Source organism: Amycolatopsis antarctica (genome assembly GCF_002262875.1).
GTDB classification, from domain to species: domain Bacteria; phylum Actinomycetota; class Actinomycetes; order Mycobacteriales; family Pseudonocardiaceae; genus Amycolatopsis; species Amycolatopsis antarctica.
This window is the reverse complement of the sequence record NZ_NKYE01000001.1, coordinates 327088-344479: the sequence shown is the minus strand read 5'-3', so window position 1 is coordinate 344479 and position 17392 is coordinate 327088. Positions and strand designations below refer to the sequence as shown.

Here is a 17392-nt window from a genome sequence, read left to right as displayed (position 1 = left end):
CAAGGCGGTTTGCTCGAAGGCAGAGTCCGCCGCTGTTCACCAAGCAGCAGGGGCACCAACGCCCTCGGCCCATCAGGCCGCGGCACAGTACTGGAAATCGAGGCGATCGAGCCGTGCGCGACCGGCGACACAGTCAGCGGGACACCGACTCCGCAGGCGACATCATGCAGCTCGAGAACACACGGCTCGAGGACGTGATCGACAGCGAGCTCGCCGAGGACGACATGGTGGACGACGAGTACCTCCGCGAGGTGTTCGCCGAGCCGCGCAAGTACCTCCCGCCACCACGGTCCCGCTCCGCGCGGGAGCCCGAGGGACCGCCCCGGGAACCGGAGAGCCCCCTGGCCCGCCGGTCGAAGCTGGTGGGACTGGTGCTCGCGGCGGCTCTGCTCTCCGGTTCCATCGTCGGCGCCGCGCTGATCGCCGACCAGCGCTCGGAGGGCTCCGTCCAGGCCGCCGACCCCGACGAGATCGTGGGTGCCGCCGCGCTCGGTGTCTTCGCCGCCCCGGACGGCCCGGACGCGCCGCCGCCCGTACCGCCCGCCGCCCCGGACCCCGCGCCGCCGACCACGACGGTGCCCGTCTCCGCCGACACCCCACAGGTCCCGCAACCCGCCGATCCCGGCCCCGGCGCGCCGGCCGAGGGCAACGGCCCGGCCGCGCCGGTTCCCTCCGGCCAGTCCGGTCGCGCGGACCTCGACCGTCCCTCCTCCGGCGATCACCTCTCCCTGGTCCGTGAGTTCTACCGGCTGGTGTCGGCGAATCCGCAGGAGGCACTGGCCCTGCTGGCACCGGACCTGCGCGCCGACCAGCCCGGTGAGCTGGTGCGCGCCTGGTCGTCGATGGCCTCGGTGACCCTGTCCGAGGCGCGGCTCCGCGGCGATGGATCGGTGCTGGCCGTGGTGATGATGGTGCAGCCGGACGGTGAGAAGCTCCGGGTGACTCAGCTACTGAGCTTCGACGACGGGCCGCAGCACCTCATCTCGCAGGCCCGGCTGCTCTCCGCCCAGAACGTGTAGCAGGCGGTCCGCAGGGGCAGCGATCCGTGCCGGGTGCGTGCGCACAGAGTGAGGGCCTAGCCTAGTAACGGGCCGGTCTCGGGGAATCCGGACCACTGACCACCAACATGTGCATACGCTCCTGGCACCTGGCGCACCGATCCGCGCCCGGCCACGTGGCCGAGACACTGCCCATTGACGGAGCCCAGAAGGAGGTCGCGTGAGCGACGAAGGTCGCTTGGTCGCCGGGCGATACCGCATCGTCGGACGGGTGGGCACAGGCGCGATGGGCGCCGTGTGGCAGGCCCAGGACGAGGTGCTGCATCGCACGGTCGCGATCAAGCAACTCCTCCTGCAGCCCGGTCTCGATCACACGGAGGCGGAGGAGGCCCGTCAGCGCACCATGCGCGAGGGCCGGATCGCCGCCCGCCTGCACCACCCGAACGCGATCTCCGTCTTCGACGTCGTCACCGACGACAACGGTCAGCCCTGCCTGATCATGGAATACCTGAAGTCGATGAGCCTCGCCGAGCTGCTGCGTGAGAACAAGACGCTGCCGCCGCTCGACGTCGCGCGCATCGGTGCCCAGGTGGCCGCCGCGCTGAAGGACGCGCACTCGGTCGGGATCGTGCACCGGGACATCAAGCCCGGCAACATCCTGCTGGCCGGCAACGGCCTGGTGAAGATCACCGACTTCGGCATCTCCCGGGCCAAGGACGACGTCACGGTCACCAAGACCGGAATGATCGCCGGCACCCCGGCCTACCTGGCGCCCGAAGTGGCCATCGGTGGCGACCCGGGGCCGGAGTCCGATGTGTTCTCCCTCGGTTCCACGCTCTACGCGGCGTGCGAGGGCCAGCCCCCGTTCGGCCTCAGCGAGAACACCCTCGGGCTGCTGCACGCCGTCGCCGCGGGCCAGATCAACCCGCCGCGCCAGTCCGGGCCGCTCGCCAGCGTGCTCGCCGTGCTGCTGCACCCGGACGTGCACCACCGGCCCACCGCCGAGGAGGCCGAGGACCTGCTCGCGGCCGTCGCCCGCGGCGAGACCCCGCTGGGCGGCCCCGCCGACAACACCCGGATCCACCCCGGAGCGCTGGGTGCCGCCGCGATGGGCGGCGGTCTGGCCGGAGCGGCGCTGGGCGCCGCGGGCCGTGACGACCAGCCGACCACGCACTCCGGAACGCTGGCCGACCAGGCTCACGGCACCAGCTACTACGACGAGGTCGACGACCCGTACGCCGAGCCGGGTGCCTACCCGCAGGACGACTACGACGACTATCCGCACGGCGGGGACCCGACGCGAGCGGTGCCGGCGGGCGGCTACCCCGACGACGGATACGACGACCGGTACGAGGACTACGACGACTACGAGGCCGCGCCGGCCGAGGTCGCCGAGGAGAAGAGCAACTGGAAGAAGCCCGCGCTGATCGGCGGGATCGTCCTGCTGGCGCTGGGCGGCTTCGGCTTCTGGCTGTTCGGGCCGTCCGCCAAGAAGGACACGCCGGACCCGATGCCCGCGCAGCCGCCGGTCACCAGCAGTGCACCCTCCACCACCGAACCGCCGCCGACCACGACGACCACCGAAGAGGTCACCGAGGAGCCGACGACGGAAGAGGAGACCACGGAGGAGACGACGACCCGGCGGCCGACGGCTACCCGGCCCCCGTCGACGACCGACGAGCCGGAGCCGGAGCCCACGGAGGAGCCGGAACCGACGACGACCTCGCCGGACGAGCCGGAACCGACGACGACCTCGCCGACCTCGCAGACCGAAGAGCCCTGACCAGTCGCGACAGAACACCCTCAGTCACCCGTTAGGGTATACCCGGAAGTTGACCACCGCCGGGACTCGAGGGGCTGTTGTGACCGCAGAGAACGCGCTGGTCGGCGGCCGCTATCGCCTCGACCAGCCGATCGGCCGTGGCCGGGCGGGAATCATCTGGCAGGCCTACGACACCCGGTTGCACCGGACGGTGGCGGCGAAGCGTCTCTACGTCCCGTCCAGCCCGGACCCGGTGCGCACGGAGAGTGCCATCACCGCGGCATTGCAGCAGGCCCATGATTCGAGCCGGTTGACGCACGCCTCGGCGATCACCCCGCGTGAGGTTCTGCGGGACGGCTCGCATGCCTGGGCGATCATGGAGTACGTCCCCTCCCGGCGGATGACGGAGTTCCTCGCCGAGCACGGCAGGCTGACGCCGGAGCAGGCCGCCTCGCTCGGCGCGCAGGTGGCGGCCGCTCTGGCCGCCGCGCATTCGGTGGGCCTTGTCCACCGCGCCGTGGAGCCGGGGAACGTGCTGCTCGCCGACGACGGCGGGGTGAAGGTCACCGATGTGGGCATCGTCGGCGCCGGCCCGGACCGGGCCTACGCGGCGCCGGAGACCAGGGGCGGCCCGGCCACCGCCGCGTCCGATGTGTTCTCTCTCGGCGCGACGCTCTACACCGCCGTCGAGGGCGAGCCGCCGTTCGGTACCGACGGCGGCGGCGAGGCGCGCGCGTCGACGCAACCCGGCGCGCTGTCCGACCTGTTCACTCAGTTGCTGGCGGTCGATCCCTCGGTACGTCCCGCGATGTCGGACGTCGCGACGGCGCTCACCGCGATCTCCGAGGGCCTGCCCGCACCGGTACTCTCGCCCGCCCCCCGGGCGGCGACCGCGATACCGCCGAAGCCGGTCCCGATGCCGATGCCGATGCCCGCCCAGCAGACGGCGGGCATGCCGACGCTGGCGCCGACGATGAGTTCGGTGCCCGTGCAGCAGCTTTCCCTCGACCAGCCGACGCAGCGGGTGCACCCGGTGCCTCCACCGCGGACGGCGCCGGCGGTGGACGGTCCGCCGCCGGATCAGGGCGCTCCGATCCGGACGGACCGGAGTTCGCTGATCCGCGCCTGGTCGTTCGTCGTGGTCGCGGTGCTGGTGGCCGCCGGGGTGGGCATCCTGTTCGCCGAGCTCTTCCTGCTCTGAGGCCTCAGTTGCGGCCGGGCTGGCCGAACCGGGCGCGGATCGCGTCGAGCAGGTACCGAACGGCGGGCTGTTCCCGGGAGCGAGTGGCGACGGCACCGTAGATCGAGCGGATCGGCGCCGGACGCCGGACGCGGCGTACGGCGACCTCGGGGTGCGGTGCCCCCAGACCCAGCTCGGGTACCAGCGAAACGCCCATGCCCGCGGCCACAAACCCTTGCGCGGTCTGGTAATCGTCCGACTCGACGGCGAAGTTCGGGGCGAAACCGGCCGCGCCGCAGGCGTTCATGACGATGTCCCGGCACGGTCCGGGCGGCCACTCGTTGCCCACCCACGATTCGTCCGCGAGTTCGCCCAGGTCGATGATCCGCTTACGTGCCAAGAAATGCCCGCGCGGCAGGACGATGCGATACCCGTCGTCGAGCAGGTGCACCATGTCCACGCCCGGGTACTCGGCCTGCCCGGGCACGACGACGGTGATGGCGACGTCGATCTCCCCGGATTCCACCATCGGCATGGAGACCAGCGGTTCGGCGAGCTTGAGGTCGAGTTGGATGCCGGGGAACTCCTCGCGCAGCCCGGCCACCGCGGGTGGTACGAGCGCGGCACCGGCCGTGGCGAAGTAGCGGACGGATAGGCGTCCGGTGCGCCCGTCCCGGACGTCGGCCAGTGCGGCCTCGGCCCTCGCGAGCTGGGTGCTGACCAGTTCGGCGTGCTCGGCGAGCACGGTGCCCGCCGGCGTCGGCCGGAGTCCCCTGCCGACCCGTTCCAGCAGCACCACTCCGGCTTCACGCTCCAAAGTGGACAGTTGCTGGCTGATCGCGGATGGCGTGTAGCCGAGATTGCGGGCGGCGGCGGTGACCGAGCCACTGGTGACCACGGCCCGCAGCACCTGCATGCGTCGCACATCGAGCATGCATCGACCTTACAGCGTTACTGAATGTTCCATCCAGTAAATTTCACTTGTCCTTACTCCGCGAGCTGGCCAAGCTGGTCCTGAGCGAAGGAGGACGGGGTGTCGAAGCCGGGAACCGAGGCGCGGGCGTTGCTGATCATGGGGGCGCTCGCGCTCCTGTGGGGGTCGAGTTTCTTCTGGATCAAGATCGGCCTCAACGCGTTCTCGCCACTGCAGCTCGTGCTGGCCAGGCTGGTGCTGGGCGCGGTGGTGCTACTGGCCCTGTGCCTGGTCTACCGGCACCGGCTGCCGTCGAGCAGGCGGCTCTGGCTGTACCTGATCGTCGCGGCCTTCTTCCACAACGCCGTGCCGTTCGTGCTCTACGCCGTCGGCGAGCAGACGATCGATTCCGGCACCACCGGCGTACTCAACGCGACCACTCCACTGTGGACACTCGCGGTGGCGTTGCTGTGGCGGACGGAACGGCGGCTGCGCGGAACGCGGCTGGCCGGCCTGCTGGTCGGGCTGGCGGGCACCGTGCTGATCTTCGCCCCGTGGCAGTCCTCGGAGCTGCTGAGCTGGGGTGCGCTGGCGTGTGTCGCGGCCGCGGCGAGCTACGGTTTCGCCTTCGTCTACGAGGCCCGATTCCTGACCGATGTGGGAGCGTCCCCGATCGCGCTGGCCGGGGCGCAGATGATCGCCGCGAGCGGTCTCGTACTGGTCGCGATGCCGGTGGGCGGGCTGACCCCGATCCACCTCGACGGCGGCGCGATCGCGGCGATCGCGGTGCTCGGCGTGTTCTCCACCGGTATCGGTTTCGCGCTGAACTACCGGTTGCTGGCGACCGAGGGCGCGGTCGCCACCGCGACGGTCGGTTACCTGATGCCCGTCGTCTCCGTGCTGCTCGGCACCGTGTTCCTGGACGAGGTCCTCGACCTGCGCGTGATCGCCGGCATGGCCGTGGTGCTGGCCGGGGTCGCCCTGACCCGGGTACGTGGACGCGCGGTCACGGCAGCGGAAACCGCCCCGCTGCCCGAACCGGCGTGCCCGGCCCGCTGACCCGTCGAGGGAATCGCCGGGCGGGTCAGACCAGACGACGGTCCGAGGCCCAGCGGGAGAGTTCGTAGCGGTTCGAGAGCTGAGTCTTGCGCAGCACACTGGACACGTGCGTCTCGACGGTCTTCACCGAAATGAACAGCTCGGACGCGATCTCCTTGTAGGCGTATCCGCGGGCCAGCAGCCGCAGCACGTCGCGCTCCCGGGGCGTCAGCAGGTCCAGCTCCGGGTCGTTGATCGGCGCCGAGCCAGGACGGTCGGCGAACGCGTCGAGCACGAAACCGGCCAGCCGCGGCGAGAAGACCGCGTCGCCGTCGGACACCCGGACGACGGCGCGCACCAGCTCCTTCGAGGAGATCGTCTTGGTGACGTACCCGCGGGCACCTGCACGGATCACGGCGATGACGTCCTCCGCCGCGTCGGAGACCGACAGCGCGAGGAACACCACGTCCGGCTGCTCCTTACGGACCCGGCGGAGCACCTCGGCGCCACCGCCGTCGGGCATGTGCACGTCGAGCAGCACCACCTGCGGGTCCACCCGCGCGATCCCGGCCGCGGCCTCGGCCACCGAACCGGCCTCACCGACCACCCGCACCTCGTCGGTGATGTTCTCCAGCTCCGTCCGGACCCCCGCCCGGAACAGGGCGTGATCGTCCACCAGAAACACCCGGACGGGTTCGGACTCCTGCTCGCTGCCAGTCACGCCGCTCCTCCCACCTTGCCGGTCCGCACCGGCATCTCGAGCTGCACCTCGGTACCCTCGCCGGGCGCCGTGCGCAGCCGGGCGCTTCCGCCGTTGCGCTCCATCCTGCCCCGGATCGAGTCGGCGAGGCCATGCCGGTCCTCCGGAACGACCTCGGGGTCGAAGCCCTTGCCGCGGTCGCGGACGAACACGGTCACCGAATCCGGCTCCACCTCGGCGTAGACGCTGACGTCCTCCACCCCGGCGTGCTTGGCCGCGTTCACGATCGCCTCCCGCGCGGCCTGGACCACGGCGGTCAGCGACTCGTCCATGTCGGCGTCGCCGACGACGACCTGCTGCACCGAGATCGCGAAGGCGTCCTCCACCTCGCCGCAGGCCGTCGCGAGCGCTTCGGAGAGCCTGCCACCGGCCGGGGAGTCCTCCCGTTCGGACGGCTTGCCGTAGCCGGACGGGCCGTACAGCCAGCCCCGCAGCTCCCGTTCCTGGCCGCGTGCCAGGCGGGCGACCTCACGCGGCTGCTCGGCCTGCTTCTGGATCAGCGCGAGCGTCTGCAGCACCGAGTCATGCAGGTGGGCGGCGATCTCGGCACGCTCCTCGGTCCGGATGCGCGCCCGGCGCTCCTCGCCGAGATCGCGGACCAGCCGCAACCAGAACGGGATCGTCAGCACGGCGACGCCGATGAGGGTGGCCAGCACGGCGAGCAGCGCGAACTGCACCTGACTGAGGCTGCCGCTGCTGAGCACCACGGCACCGATTCCGACGGCGACCAGCGCGACCCCGGCGAGGATCCGCACGGCCGCCGACCAGCCGCCACCACCGAGCACGGCACCGGCCACTCCGGTACGGGCGCCGACCTTCCAGCGCCTGCGCTGTGACTCGTCCGCCTCCCGCCAGACGACCGCCGCACCGACCAGCGCCGCGGCTACGGGCAGCCCCACCCAGCCGGTGAAGAATCCGGAGATGGCGCCACCCGCGACGGCGAGGCCGGCACCCAGCGCCAGCAGGCCGATCGCCTGCTGACGTTCCTTCGGCGACTCGCCGGCCCCGGTGTCGCCGGACCGTTGGGGTACGAATACCCAGAGCAGGCCGTAGGCCAGCAGGCCGATACCGCCGAGCGCGGCGAGCAGGGCGAAGGTGAGCCGCGCCCAGACGACCTTGACCCCGAGATGGTCGGCGAGCCCGCCCGCGACGCCGGCGAGCGCGCGCCCACCGCGGCGCCGGTACATCGTCGGCTGGCCGCCGGTCTCTTCCAGCGAACCCGACGCGGGTGTTCCCTCCGCACCGGGCTGCCTGACCGTCTGCCGTACGGCGGTCTCCGTCACCTCGTCCTGCACGTCACCCATCGTCACACGGGATACGCCGGTATTCATCAGGGAAGCCCCTGATCCGTACCCCCGGATCCGGCGCGGGCGGCGGGGCCGGGGAGGAAAACTCAGGGGACTTCCCCGATGTGCCCGGCGGGGCGCCGAGTCATTCTCGATGGCATGAGTGGCACGGAAACACCGACACCGAGACCGTCCGGCACGGCCGGTTTCGAGGAGACGATCAAGGACTTCTGGGTCAGCAGACCGCGACGCCCGGCATCGGGACGCAAGATCGCGGGCGTCGCGGCCGGTGTGGGCGAGCGGTACGGCATCGACCCGGTGCTGGTGCGGGTGGCGCTGGCCGCCACCGCCGTCTTCGGCGGCGCGGGCCTGGTGCTGTACCTGCTCGGCTGGCTGTTCTTCGCCGACGAACGCGACGAGGTCTCCGCGTTCGAGGGGATGATCGGCAAGGGCCGGACCTCGATGTCCGGCGGCTTCACCGCGGGCCTCTGCATCGCGGTGCTGCCAGCTTCCGGCTGGGCGTTCGGCGGCGGCTGGTTCGACGGTGGCGGCTTCATCGGCCTCGGTCTGCTGTGCGCCGGGCTCTACCTGCTGCACCGGGGCCGCGGCGGGGAGAACCGGCCGCTCGCTCCCGCGCCGACGACGTCCGGCGAGTACGGCTATCCGCTGAGCACGCCGTTCACCCGGGCCGCGGCGGGCGAGGGCACCCCCGGGTGGGATCCGCTGGCAGCGGCACCGCTGGCCTGGGACCTGCCGGGCGCACTCCAGGCCCCGGATCCGGCGCCCGCCCCGCGGACGACCTCGTCACCCGCCCAGGGATGCCGCCGGTCGAAGGTCACGCTGGTGACCACGGTGCTGGCGCTGGCTGTCGGTGCCGCGGGAGCGGGCCTCGCGGCGAATGGCGCGACGTGGTTCTCGCCGCAGCACATCGTCGGGCTGATGCTGGCCGTGGTGGCGCTGGGCCTGGTGGTCGGCTCCTTCGTCCGCGGCGGGCGTGGCCTGGTGGGCCTGTTCGTGCCGCTGGCCTTCGCCGGGGTCGCGCTGACCGTGCTGGCACCTGGGCCGCTGAACAGTGGTGTCGGCGAGCTGAACGCCACCCCGCGCAGTGCCGCCGAGATCCAGCCCGTCTACGCCCGCAGCATGGGCAGCGTCGTGCTCGATCTGCGCGAACTGCCCGCCGGGGCGCCGGTGACCACTGCCGTCGAGACGACGATGGGCAACAGTGAGGTGATCGTGCCCGCCACCGCGGACGTCACCTTCGTCTGCGAGAACAAAGCGGGCAATACCGAGTGCTTCGACCGGACCTCGACAGGGCTGGGCAAACCGGCTCTGTCCGGGCAGGACCTCGGGGCCGACGGCGCGGGCGGCCAGCAGATCACGCTGACGGTGTCCTCGTCGGCCGGGAACGTGGAGGTGCGCCGTGGCTGATCACGACCTCGGGTACGAGCCGGGCGACTACGGCCTTGGCGGCGCTTCGACGGACACGGCGGCTCCCGCGGGCCCGAAGAAGCGCCGGATCGACGCCGTCACCCTGCTGGTCGGCGTGCTTGCGCTGCTGGTCTCCGGCTACGTGCTCTCCGACGGTTCCACCTGGCTGCCGGTGCTGGACCTGCGCTGGGTGCTCGGCGGCGGGGCGGTGCTGGTGGGCCTGCTGATGCTGGTCGCCTCGGTGACCCGCGGAGGCAAGCGCCCGGACTGACACCGGCGCCACTCGTCGGCGACGGCCCCGGAGGGAATCCCTCCGGGGCCGTCGTCGTTTCCGGTCATCCCCAGCGTGTCCACTATGGACGTCTACTGTGGACTGAGTCTGGATCAGCCGCAGTGGGCGGCTTTCTCCTCCTCGGTCATCGGCGCGGTCTTCTTCGTCACCGTGCCCGCCGCGTCAGCCTTCGGGCCGATCGCCTCGAAGTCCTGGTACCAGATGTAGTGATCGTGGAACTTGTCCGGGAAGTTCATCTCGTACGTACCGTTCGCGCGGTACATCTCCGTACCGCGCTCCACCCAGCCCTTCTCACCCGGGCGGACATCGACGTTCTCGTCCTGACCGAAGGTGGACTGCGTGGTCCAGGTGTGCTCGTAGGACCTTTCCATCGAGACGGTGAACACCTCGGCGAATCCCGCTTCGATACCGACGGACACACCGAAGCTGTTCGTCTCGCCGGTGGTCTCAGACCACTTGATCGTGGAGCGCTGCAGATCCTGGGTGCAGTTGTAGCTGGTGTCGCCGACCTGATGCAGATCGCCGATGAACAGTTCCGGCGGCCCCTTCGGGTGGAACACGCACTTGTCCGTGCCGTTGTCACACTTGTCCAGCAACTCACGCCCGGTCGGCCCCTCGGCCGCCTGCGCCGCCGGCGCCGCCATTCCCAGTACCGCGAAGCTCAGCAGCACCGCACCGGCGATGCTCACCATTGTCTTGGACATCGTTCTTCTCCCTCGAATTCCTAGCGACGGGAACGAAACGCCCTGAAGACCGGTGCGGCCCCGGAGGACAAGGAACTCCGGGGCCGCATCGGGTGTCGTGTGTGGATCAGCCGCAGTGGGCGGCTTTCTCCTCCTCGGTCATCGGCGCGGTCTTCTTCGTCACCGTGCCCGCCGCGTCAGCCTTCGGGCCCACGGCCTCGAAGTCCTGGTACCAGATGTAGTGATCGTGGAACTTGTCCGGGAAGTTCATCTCATACGTACCGTTCGTACGGAACATCTCCGTACCGCGCTCCACCCAGCCCTTCTCACCCGGGCGGACGTCGACGTTCTCGTCCTGGCCGAAGGTGGACTGCGTGGTCCAGGTGTGCTCGTAGGAGGTCTCGATGGATACCTTGTACACCTTGGCGAAACCGACCTCGGCGCTCAGCGAGACGCCGAAGCTGTTCGTCTCGCCGGTGGTCTCGGACCATTTGATCGTGGAGCGCTGCAGATCCTGGGTGCAGTTGTAGCTGGTGTCGCCGACCTGATGCGAGTCACCGATGAACAACTCCGGCGGGCCCTTCGGGTGGAACACGCACTTGTCCGTGCCGTTGTCACACTTGTCCAGCAACTCACGCCCGGTCGGCCCCTCGGCCGCCTGCGCCGCTGGGGCGGCCACGCCCAGCATCGTCAGGCTCAGCAGCGCCGCACCCGCGACGCCCACCAGTCTCTTGGTCATGGTTCTTCTCCTCGAATCGTGTTGATGGGAAACAAAGTCCGAGTGCGTTCGAAGACCGCGGCGGCCCCGGAGGCAAGTACTCCGGGGCCGCCGGCGGTGTGGCGCCGCGGTCAGCCGCAGTGGGCGGCCTTCTCCTCCTCGGTCATCGGCGCGGTCTTCTTCGTCACCGTGCCCGCCGCGTCAGCCTTCGGGCCCACGGCCTCGAAGTCCTGGTACCAGATGTAGTGATCGTGGAACTTGTCCGGGAAGTTCATCTCATACGTACCGTTCGTACGGAACATCTCCGTACCGCGCTCCACCCAGCCCTTCTCACCCGGGCGGACATCGACGTTCTCGTCCTGACCGAACATCGACTCGGAGGTCCAGGTGTGCTCGTACGAGGTCTCGATGGACACCTTGAACACTTCCGCGAAACCGGCCTCGGCCTTGAGCGAGACACCGAAGGAGTTCGATTCACCGGTGGTCTCGGACCATTTGATGGTCGAGCGCTGCAGATCCTGAGTGCAGTTGTAACTCGTGTCGCCGACCTGATGCAGATCGCCGACGAACAACTCCGGCGGCCCCTTCGGGTGGAACACGCACTTGTCCGTGCCGTTGTCACACTTGTCCAGCAACTCACGCCCGGTCGGCCCCTCGGCCGCCTGCGCCGCCGGCGCCGCCATTCCCAGCATCGTCAGGCTCAGCAGCGCCGCACCCGCGACGCCCACCAGTCTCTTGACCATCGATCTTCTCCCTTGTCGGTAGGACGGCAACGTTGTCGTCGTCGGGTCAGCTGAATCCGATGGACTGCGTGCGGTCGTCGAGCATCTCGCCGACCCACGCGGTGTTCTCGTCGAACGGCCCGTCACGGTCGCCGCCGAGGTTCGCCTCGGGGTAGAGCCAGAGCCAGCAGTTGGCCCACGGCTGCACCGAGGAGATCTTGTTCTTCCAGCCGTCGTCGAGGTCGATCTGGTAGTTCACGACGCCGTCCTTCTTGCACGGCGCCTCGCCCCAGATCGTCAGCGAGTCGCCGCCGTAGTCACGGTTGTCGAAGACGGTGCCCTGGATGACCTCGCCTGCCCGCTGGGCGTCGGCGGCGAGCGTGTTCTTCAACTCGGGACTGGAGAGAGCCGAGCGCAGGTCCGCGGGGGCGCTCTGCACGCGACCCTGCGAGGCGTGCCGCACCGCCTCGGTGAAGCTGGCGAAGCAGGTCTCCTCGCCGGTCACCGCGTTGAGAGCGCAGTGCTCTCCGGCCGGTTCCGCACTCGCGGGCGCCGCCGTCGCCATCGCCCCGGCCAAGGTCAGTGCCGCGGCTCCCAGCGCAGTTACGAATCGCTTCTTCGTCATCTCACTCATCTCCAGCAGCAGGACTTCCGAGTAGCCAATGACGTCTGAAGTTAGTTAGTAACCATCTGGGCAATCAATTGCTACTAAAGTCTGGCCGCGCTCAGACGAGCGGTGAAGTGGCCGTTAGCCTGGGCGTCATCGTCCTGGACCAGGCCCGCGTTCACTCGAATAGAGTAGTAATGACCATGAAATTACGCTCTTTTGAGCTTGTCGATAAGTCGTCATGCGCCGTATGCCCGGAACAGTGCGCGAACGGAAACCGACGGTGAGAAAGCCGCGGCCCGTCACGCGGATGGCGCGACGGGCCGCTCAGGCCTGCGGGTACGTCAGCGGACGATGCCGATCACCGTGACGACCAGACCGAGCACGGTCGCCGCGATGACACCGATGGACAGGAGACGGTGTCGCTGCGAACGCGAGTGACGCAACTCGTCCTCGGTCTTGGTGGCGATGATGAAATGCCCGCCCTGCTCAGGGCGGCCGATCACCAGCGGGCCGATCTTGTCGTGCACCTCGCCGAGGATGTACATCCGGCTGCGGGGGCGAATGACCCATTCCTTGTACTCGAAACCGATCGTCGAGTTCTGCCCGCTGCTGAGGAAGTTCGGCAGCCGCACGCCGAACAGCTCCATGCTCTGGTTGTCGTTGCCGCTCGACGGTTCGAAACGGCTGACCGTCTGCTCGACGCCCTCCGGCTTCGTGCCGTTCGGGTCGACACCGATGGTGCGCCCCTGATCGTCGATCAGCGCGTAGCCCGCCGAGGAAGTGTGCTCGGCCACCCGCTCCATGTGCTTGGAGTAGTGCCTGCGCCCGTCGCGGTACTGGACCCGTTCGTACTGCCGCCGGATCTCGTAGCGGTACCAGACGCACTCGGTCTTGCTGATCTCCGAGACCAGCGCGCCCTCGGGCCGGGGATGTGCGGCGCCGACGACCTCGCTGACCTTGCGGAAACCGCCGCGCGCCCCGAGTTCGTCGGAGATCCGCCGGTTGTCCTCGAGCTGCGGGATCGACAGGGTCTCCGTGCCGATCATCGCGTGCAGCTCGCTCTTCGTGTGACGCATGTAGAAGAAGCCACCGACCCCGGCGAGGATCAGCAGCACCCCGATGATCACCACACCCATGTCCTACCCCCAGTTCGTCGGCCGCCCGGTCACTCCCACTCGATGGTGCCCGGGGGTTTGCTCGTCACGTCCAGCGTCACCCTGTTCACCTCGGCCACCTCGTTGGTGACCCGGGTGGAGATGCGCTCCAGCACCTCGTACGGCAGCCGGGTCCAGTCCGCGGTCATCGCGTCCTCACTGGACACCGGCCGCAGCACGATCGGATGGCCGTAGGTGCGACCGTCGCCCTGTACACCGACGCTGCGGACGTCGGCGAGCAGCACCACCGGACACTGCCAGATCTCTCGGTCCAGGCCGGCCGCGGTCAGCTCCTCGCGGGCGATCGCATCCGCGGCGCGCAGCGTGTCCAGCCGATCCGCGGTGACCTCGCCGATGATCCGGATGCCGAGGCCGGGGCCGGGAAACGGCTGCCGCGCCACGATCGTCTCCGGCAGGCCCAGTTCCAGGCCGACCCGGCGGACCTCGTCCTTGAACAGCAGCCGCAGCGGCTCGACCAGGGAGAACTGCAGGTCCTCCGGCAGGCCGCCGACGTTGTGGTGGCTCTTGATGTTCGACGTTCCGGTGCCACCACCGGACTCGACGACATCGGGATAGAGCGTGCCCTGCACGAGGAAGCGGTAGTCGCCCTCGGCCTTGAGGTCCCGCTCTGCCTGCTCGAACACGCGGATGAACTCGCGGCCGATGATCTTGCGCTTGCGCTCCGGATCGGTGACGCCGGCGAGCGCGCCGAGGAACCGCTCCCGCGCGTCGACGGTCACCAGGTTGACGCCGGTGGCCGAGACGTAGTCGCGCTCCACCTGGGTGCGCTCACCGGAACGCAGCAGACCGTGATCGACGAAGACGCAGGTCAGCCTGTCACCGATGGCGCGCTGCACCAGCGCCGCCGCGACGGCCGAGTCGACGCCGCCGGACAGTCCGCAGATCGCCCGCCCCTCGCCGATCTGTTCCCGGATCCGGCTCACCTGATCGTCCACGATGGACGCGGTTGTCCAATGTGGACGGATTCCGGCGATGTCGTGCAGGAAGCGGCGCAGCACCTCCTGTCCGTGCGGGGAGTGCATGACCTCCGGGTGGTACTGCACACCCGCGATACGCGCCGCCCGGTTCTCGAACCCGGCCACCGGGGCGCCCTCCGAGGTCGCCGTGACGGTGCAGCCCTCCGGCGCCTTGGTCACGCTGTCGCCGTGACTCATCCACGCCGGATGCGTCGCGGGCAGCTCACGGTGCAGCACGCCGCCGTCGCCGAGCAGCCGCACCTCGGTGCGGCCGTACTCGCGCGCACCGGTCGCCTCGACCGTGCCGCCGAGCGCCTGGGAGAGAAGCTGGAAGCCGTAGCAGATACCGAAGACGGGCACGCCGGCCTCGACGAGCCGGGCATCCATCGACGGCGCGCCCTCGGCGTACACGCTCGACGGCCCGCCGGAGAGCACGATGGCCGCCGGATCGCGCGCGAGCATCTCCTCGACGGTCGCCGTGTGCGGCACGACCTCGGAGTAGACCTGCGCCTCCCGGACGCGGCGGGCGATCAACTGCGCGTACTGCGCGCCGAAGTCGACCACCAGTACGGGACCGGCACCCTCTGCCACCGCGAACCTCCTGCGTCGCACCTGCACTACCGGTCACATCTTCCCAGGTCGGTCGGGCGGCCGGGCCGCTGGCCTCCCCCGGCCCGGCACGGGTCCGCCGCGAGGTGACACCCCGGTCACAACGGGCACCTGGCCGTGCGCCACTGGCTACGATCCGGCGGATGAACAAGGGACCGGGCAAGCGCCGCACCAAGCGGCAACGGGCGCGCAGGCGAGCCCGCCGGGCCCGGTCCGGCACCGGACGCCCCCGGACACGCCCGTCCGGCAGGCTCGAGTCGTTGCCGGGCGGCTGGCAGGCGCTGTTCGCCGTCACCGTCATCGCCGCCACGATCGGCATCCGCATCCACGTGACGCTCGACGACGCGGACTGGGCGTTCGTGCAGTACACGCCGTGGCCCTGGTTCCTCCCGCTCGGCCTCGTCCCGGCCGTGCTGCTCTTCGCCCGGCCGTGGACCCCGCGGGGATCCCGCGCCCGGTCGATCTGCGTCGCCGGCATCACCGTGGGCTGCGTGGCCACGTTCATCGCGCTGCCGACGGACGGATTCGACTATGGCGTGCCGGGCTCGTTCACCGGCGTCGGCGTGGGCATCGGCGCCGGAACACTGCTCGGCTCGGCGGCGCGGCGGGCCCGGCGGCGAGGACTGTTCGACCGGCCGGGGCTACCGGACTGGCTGGGGCGGCCCGCGGGCGGCGCCTGACCGGCTCCCACCGCCCCTTCCCGCCGGTGTCACCCGGTCGGGCGAGCGGGTGGGGGCGATGGGCGGGCCCGGATCCGAATACCGTGCCGGGTATGGACATGATCACTCCCGAGCCACGCCCGGCCTGGATCGCCGGACGGGCCGAGCAGGGCACCGGCACGCTCGTCGTCACGCACCCGTTCGACGGCAGCGAGGTCGCCACCGTCGCGGTACCGGGGCCGGAGCAGGTGGAACGCGCCGTCGCGGCGGCCGCCGGAGTGGCCGCCGAGTTCCGCCGCGCTCCCGCCCACCTGCGCGCCTCGGCCCTCGACCAGGTTTCCCTCGGGCTGGCCGCCCGTGCCGAGGAACTGGCCGAGGTGATCACCGCGGAGAACGGCAAACCGTTCCGCTGGGCCGAAACCGAGGTCAGCAGGGCCGTGTCCGTGTTCCGGATCGCCGCCGAGGAGGCCCGCCGGTTCAGCGGCGACCTGCAGCGACTGGACACCGACACCGGCGGTGAGGGCAGGCTGGCGCTGACCCGACGCGTCCCCCGTGGCCCGGTTCTCGGCATCGCACCGTTCAACTTCCCGCTGAACCTGGTGGCGCACAAGGTCGCGCCCGCACTGGCCGTGGGCGCGCCGATCATCGTCAAACCAGCGCCGCGCACGCCGTTATCCGCACTGATCCTCGGCGAGATCCTGGCCGGGACCGACCTGCCCGCCGGGGCGTTCTCCGTGCTGCCACTGGGAAACGAGGAGACATCCGCGCTCGCCGACGACCCCCGGCTGCCGGTGGTCTCGTTCACCGGATCCGGGCCGGTGGGCTGGTCACTGGCCGAACGCGCCGCGGGCCGCAAGCACGTGGTGCTGGAACTCGGCGGCAACGCGGCCGCCGTCGTGCTCGCCGACTGGCCGGACCTCGCCTGCGCCGCGGAGCGCATCGCGACCTTCGGCAACTACCAGGCCGGGCAGTCGTGCATCGCAGTGCAGCGGGTGATCGTCGAGCGCTCCGTGGCCGAGGAGTTCGTCCCGCTGCTCACCGAGGCGGTACGCGGCCAGGCCGCCGGCGATCCGTACGACACGGCCGTCAGCGTCGGGCCGGTGGTGGACGAGGCGGCGGCGGAGCGAGTCGTCGGCTGGGTGGACGAGGCCGTCGACCGGGGGGCGAAGGTACTCACCGGGGGCGGGCACGAGGGCGCGACCGTCGAGCCCACGCTGCTCACGGATGTGCCCGCCGACGCGAAGGTCTGGGCCGAGGAGGTTTTCGGCCCGGTGCTGGCGGTGTCCGTTGTGGACGGTCCGGACGAGGCGTTCGCGGCGGTGAACGACTCGGCGTACGGCCTGCAGGCCGGCGTGTTCACCCGGGACGTCGGGCTCGCCTTCCGGGCCTCGGCGGAGCTGGAGGTCGGCGGGGTGATCGTCGGCGACGTTCCGTCCTACCGCGCCGACCAGATGCCCTACGGCGGCGTGAAGGGCTCCGGCAGCGGACGGGAAGGGGTGCTCGCCGCCATGCGCGACCTGACCGTCGAGCGGGTCACCGTGCTGACCGGGATCGACCTCTGACGTCCCGCACGCGTTCTGCCGTGTCCACATCGGACGGATTC

Annotated in this window: 17 protein-coding genes; 8 read left to right on the top strand and 9 right to left on the bottom strand. The window is 70.4% G+C overall.

Annotation, left to right across the window (positions count from 1 at the left end; all coding sequences use genetic code 11):
- The first annotated feature begins 113 nt into the window (after positions 1–113).
- The 3 genes from CFN78_RS01760 to CFN78_RS01750 all read left to right on the top strand — a co-directional run bounded on the left by CFN78_RS01760 (position 114) and on the right by CFN78_RS01750 (position 3961).
- Positions 114–1019 carry a hypothetical protein gene (locus CFN78_RS01760; RefSeq protein WP_094860733.1) on the top strand — a complete coding sequence of 302 codons (906 nt, stop codon included), beginning with the start codon at positions 114–116 and terminating at the stop codon, positions 1017–1019.
- A gap of 199 nt (positions 1020–1218) precedes the next feature.
- Positions 1219–2781 carry a serine/threonine-protein kinase gene (locus CFN78_RS01755; RefSeq protein ID WP_094860732.1) on the top strand — a complete coding sequence of 521 codons (1563 nt, stop codon included), beginning with the start codon at positions 1219–1221 and terminating at the stop codon, positions 2779–2781.
- A 79-nt stretch (positions 2782–2860) separates the two neighbouring features.
- Complete coding sequence (locus CFN78_RS01750) at positions 2861–3961, top strand: serine/threonine-protein kinase (protein ID WP_094860731.1); 1101 nt, start codon at positions 2861–2863, stop codon at positions 3959–3961.
- A gap of 4 nt (positions 3962–3965) precedes the next feature.
- Here CFN78_RS01750 and CFN78_RS01745 read toward each other — a convergent pair whose 3' ends face one another.
- On the bottom strand, positions 3966–4874 hold the full coding sequence (locus tag CFN78_RS01745) for a LysR family transcriptional regulator (RefSeq protein WP_094860730.1): 909 nt from the start codon (positions 4872–4874) through the stop codon (positions 3966–3968).
- Positions 4875–5012: 138 nt separating this feature from the next.
- Here CFN78_RS01745 and CFN78_RS01740 point away from each other — a divergent pair, with 138 nt between their 5' ends.
- Complete coding sequence (locus tag CFN78_RS01740) at positions 5013–5912, top strand: DMT family transporter (RefSeq protein ID WP_094861064.1); 900 nt, start codon at positions 5013–5015, stop codon at positions 5910–5912.
- Positions 5913–5937: 25 nt separating this feature from the next.
- Here CFN78_RS01740 and CFN78_RS01735 read toward each other — a convergent pair whose 3' ends face one another.
- Both CFN78_RS01735 and CFN78_RS01730 read right to left on the bottom strand, forming a co-directional pair.
- Complete coding sequence (locus tag CFN78_RS01735) at positions 5938–6612, bottom strand: response regulator (protein ID WP_094860729.1); 675 nt, start codon at positions 6610–6612, stop codon at positions 5938–5940.
- On the bottom strand, positions 6609–7961 hold the full coding sequence (locus CFN78_RS01730; RefSeq protein WP_420807842.1) for an ATP-binding protein: 1353 nt from the start codon (positions 7959–7961) through the stop codon (positions 6609–6611). The genes CFN78_RS01735 and CFN78_RS01730 overlap by 4 nt, the downstream gene beginning before the upstream one ends.
- A 135-nt stretch (positions 7962–8096) precedes the next feature.
- Here CFN78_RS01730 and CFN78_RS01725 point away from each other — a divergent pair, with 135 nt between their 5' ends.
- Together CFN78_RS01725 and CFN78_RS01720 are read left to right on the top strand one after the other, a co-directional pair.
- Positions 8097–9365, top strand: coding sequence for a PspC domain-containing protein (locus CFN78_RS01725; RefSeq protein ID WP_094860728.1), 1269 nt, complete (start codon positions 8097–8099; stop codon positions 9363–9365).
- Complete coding sequence (locus tag CFN78_RS01720; protein WP_165777406.1) at positions 9358–9636, top strand: hypothetical protein; 279 nt, start codon at positions 9358–9360, stop codon at positions 9634–9636. Before CFN78_RS01725 ends, CFN78_RS01720 begins: the two co-directional genes overlap by 8 nt.
- A gap of 113 nt (positions 9637–9749) precedes the next feature.
- On the opposite strand, the gene CFN78_RS01715 is transcribed toward CFN78_RS01720, so the two are convergent.
- The 6 genes from CFN78_RS01715 to guaA form a co-directional block, all read right to left on the bottom strand.
- A complete protein-coding gene (locus CFN78_RS01715; RefSeq protein ID WP_205660394.1) occupies positions 9750–10361 on the bottom strand; it encodes a hypothetical protein in 612 nt (203 codons plus the stop codon).
- A gap of 106 nt (positions 10362–10467) precedes the next feature.
- Entirely contained in the window at positions 10468–11079 is a 612-nt protein-coding gene (locus tag CFN78_RS01710) for a hypothetical protein (RefSeq protein WP_205660393.1), read from the bottom strand.
- A 110-nt stretch (positions 11080–11189) separates the two neighbouring features.
- Complete coding sequence (locus CFN78_RS01705; RefSeq protein ID WP_205660392.1) at positions 11190–11801, bottom strand: hypothetical protein; 612 nt, start codon at positions 11799–11801, stop codon at positions 11190–11192.
- 46 nt (positions 11802–11847) lie between these two features.
- Entirely contained in the window at positions 11848–12405 is a 558-nt protein-coding gene (locus CFN78_RS01700) for a hypothetical protein (protein WP_094860727.1), read from the bottom strand.
- A 326-nt stretch (positions 12406–12731) separates the two neighbouring features.
- Positions 12732–13526, bottom strand: coding sequence for an E3 ubiquitin ligase family protein (locus tag CFN78_RS01695; protein WP_205660391.1), 795 nt, complete (start codon positions 13524–13526; stop codon positions 12732–12734).
- Between the two features lie 29 nt (positions 13527–13555).
- On the bottom strand, positions 13556–15112 hold the full coding sequence (gene guaA / locus CFN78_RS01690) for a glutamine-hydrolyzing GMP synthase (RefSeq protein WP_094860726.1): 1557 nt from the start codon (positions 15110–15112) through the stop codon (positions 13556–13558).
- Positions 15113–15273: 161 nt separating this feature from the next.
- On the opposite strand from guaA, the gene CFN78_RS01685 reads away from it, so the two are divergent.
- Positions 15274–15810 carry a hypothetical protein gene (locus CFN78_RS01685; RefSeq protein ID WP_094860725.1) on the top strand — a complete coding sequence of 179 codons (537 nt, stop codon included), beginning with the start codon at positions 15274–15276 and terminating at the stop codon, positions 15808–15810.
- Between the two features lie 92 nt (positions 15811–15902).
- Entirely contained in the window at positions 15903–17351 is a 1449-nt protein-coding gene (locus CFN78_RS01680; RefSeq protein WP_094860724.1) for an aldehyde dehydrogenase family protein, read from the top strand.
- Positions 17352–17392 lie beyond the last annotated feature (41 nt).

Coding starts and splice junctions, on each gene's coding strand:
- CFN78_RS01745 (WP_094860730.1), bottom strand. CDS start 4,874: ATGCTCGATGTGCGACGCATGCAGGTGCTGCGGGCCGTGGTCACCAGT.
- CFN78_RS01740 (WP_094861064.1), top strand. CDS start 5,013: ATGGGGGCGCTCGCGCTCCTGTGGGGGTCGAGTTTCTTCTGGATCAAG.
- CFN78_RS01725 (WP_094860728.1), top strand. CDS start 8,097: ATGAGTGGCACGGAAACACCGACACCGAGACCGTCCGGCACGGCCGGT.
- CFN78_RS01715 (WP_205660394.1), bottom strand. CDS start 10,361: ATGTCCAAGACAATGGTGAGCATCGCCGGTGCGGTGCTGCTGAGCTTC.
- CFN78_RS01710 (WP_205660393.1), bottom strand. CDS start 11,079: ATGACCAAGAGACTGGTGGGCGTCGCGGGTGCGGCGCTGCTGAGCCTG.
- CFN78_RS01705 (WP_205660392.1), bottom strand. CDS start 11,801: ATGGTCAAGAGACTGGTGGGCGTCGCGGGTGCGGCGCTGCTGAGCCTG.
- CFN78_RS01700 (WP_094860727.1), bottom strand. CDS start 12,405: ATGACGAAGAAGCGATTCGTAACTGCGCTGGGAGCCGCGGCACTGACC.
- CFN78_RS01695 (WP_205660391.1), bottom strand. CDS start 13,526: ATGGGTGTGGTGATCATCGGGGTGCTGCTGATCCTCGCCGGGGTCGGT.
- CFN78_RS01685 (WP_094860725.1), top strand. CDS start 15,274: ATGAACAAGGGACCGGGCAAGCGCCGCACCAAGCGGCAACGGGCGCGC.
- CFN78_RS01680 (WP_094860724.1), top strand. CDS start 15,903: ATGGACATGATCACTCCCGAGCCACGCCCGGCCTGGATCGCCGGACGG.